Source organism: Vibrio sp. S234-5 (assembly GCF_000960595.1).
Lineage (GTDB): Bacteria > Pseudomonadota > Gammaproteobacteria > Enterobacterales > Vibrionaceae > Vibrio.
The window spans coordinates 1-1,446 of record NZ_JZAM01000248.1; the positions used below are offsets into that span (position 1 = coordinate 1).

The 1,446-nt window shown below is 42.3% G+C and carries 3 protein-coding genes; all 3 read left to right on the top strand.

Annotated features, from left to right (window positions below; genetic code table 11):
• Window positions 1-781 precede the first annotated feature (781 nt).
• A complete protein-coding gene (locus UF06_RS15835) occupies window positions 782-1,003 on the top strand; it encodes a VF530 family protein (protein WP_005526706.1) in 222 nt (73 codons plus the stop codon).
• Window positions 1,004-1,009: 6 nt separating this feature from the next.
• Window positions 1,010-1,162 (top strand): DUF3265 domain-containing protein, encoded by a 153-nt coding sequence (locus UF06_RS28400; protein ID WP_082069724.1) that lies wholly within the window; start codon window positions 1,010-1,012, stop codon window positions 1,160-1,162.
• 52 nt (window positions 1,163-1,214) lie between these two features.
• A partial coding sequence (locus tag UF06_RS15840) for a type II toxin-antitoxin system Phd/YefM family antitoxin (RefSeq protein ID WP_045569179.1) occupies window positions 1,215-1,446 on the top strand: 232 nt, incomplete at its 3' end.

Sequence of the window (1,446 nt, forward strand, 5' to 3'; positions counted from 1 at the left end):
GGCATTGACGAATCTGTTCAAAGATAAAAAGGATTGTGAAAAACATTAGCCACGGCACATAACAAACGCTTCAAGAGGGACAGCCAACGCGCGGCATTTTTACTATGCGTTGGTTTTTGTGGTTACGTTGTTATGCGGAAAGTTGGTCGTGGCGTTGGCTGCCCCTTAAGCGGGCGTTATGCTTAATCACCCTAAATCAGTGGTTTATGGTTTTTCTTTGTTCCCTCGGCTGGTTGGTTTTGAGTTTGTCGGCAAGTTGGCTTCAGTGGGCGCTGTTTTCCGGACACTTGTTCTTTGGCGCTGGAAATTCAGAGCGTTACCTCAATCAATTTTCGGGTAAGCACGAGGTTAGGGCTGTTGGTTCTATCAGCAATTTGATCTTAGGTTTTTGAGTTTTAGCGGCCAAATTTCAAAGTCTGATTTTCAAAAATTATGAGTTGTTTCGGTTTTCTACGTTTTGGCTTTTGTTTATGAATCAAAGTCGAGTTAATCTTGTTTTTAGTAAAACGTAACCCATTGAAGCTTAAGCATAACAAGGCGTTAAAGTGGGATTTGGCACGCGTGGCATTTTCAGTTTGCGTTGGGTTCAGTGGTTACGGCACTGTGCGGTAGCTTTTGTATTGCGTGCCTGCACCCCTTAACGCGGCGTTATGCAAATATTCAAATTAGCCCATTTCCCAGTGCTTATATCTTAGGCTGCGGATGTAAATAAATTGGCTAACTGGTTGAAGCATTCTGGTAAACTGCGTCCAAACTAAGCATTATTATTAGGACCCAAGCAATGAGCCAAGAGCAGCAAAACAACCCTTTGCACGGTTTAACCTTAGAGAAAATTCTTGTTCGTTTACAAGAGCACTATGGCTGGGAAGGGTTAGATAGAGAAATCAAAATTAACTGTTTTTACAGCAATCCATCAATCAAGTCTTCTCTTAAGTTTTTGCGTCGTACGCAGTGGGCGAGAGACAAGGTTGAGGCTTTGTATATAGATACATTTTGCCGTTAAGAACATTTGCATAACAAAGCGTTAAAGAGGGATTCATGCCGCGTGGCATTTTTGGTATGCGGTGATTTTGGTGGTGAAAGTGGTCTGCGGAAAGTTGGTTTATGCGGCACTCACCCCTTAACGCGGCGTTATAACACAGAATCAATTCCTTGCTCGTAAATCTCAATTGAACTACTATTTGTACGTTAAATTGTACTAAATGGAGTTCATTATGAGCCGTATTCACCTTGATCAAGATATTCAGCCTTTGTCTGAGTTCCGTGCTGGCGTTGCATCATTTATCAAACAGATCAATGAAACTCGTCGACCATTAGTTATTACACAACGAGGTAAAGGTGTAGCCGTTGTTCTTGACGTTGCGGAGTATGAAGCAATGCAAGAGAAAATCGAATTACTTGAAGAAATGCGTACTGCAGAAGCTCAATTGGCTGCAGGTTTGGGTG

What these genes read in the sequence shown, in the direction of transcription:
- UF06_RS15835 (WP_005526706.1), top strand. Translation starts at nt 782, where the DNA reads ATGAGCCAAGAGCAGCAAAACAACCCTTTGCACGGTTTAACCTTAGAG.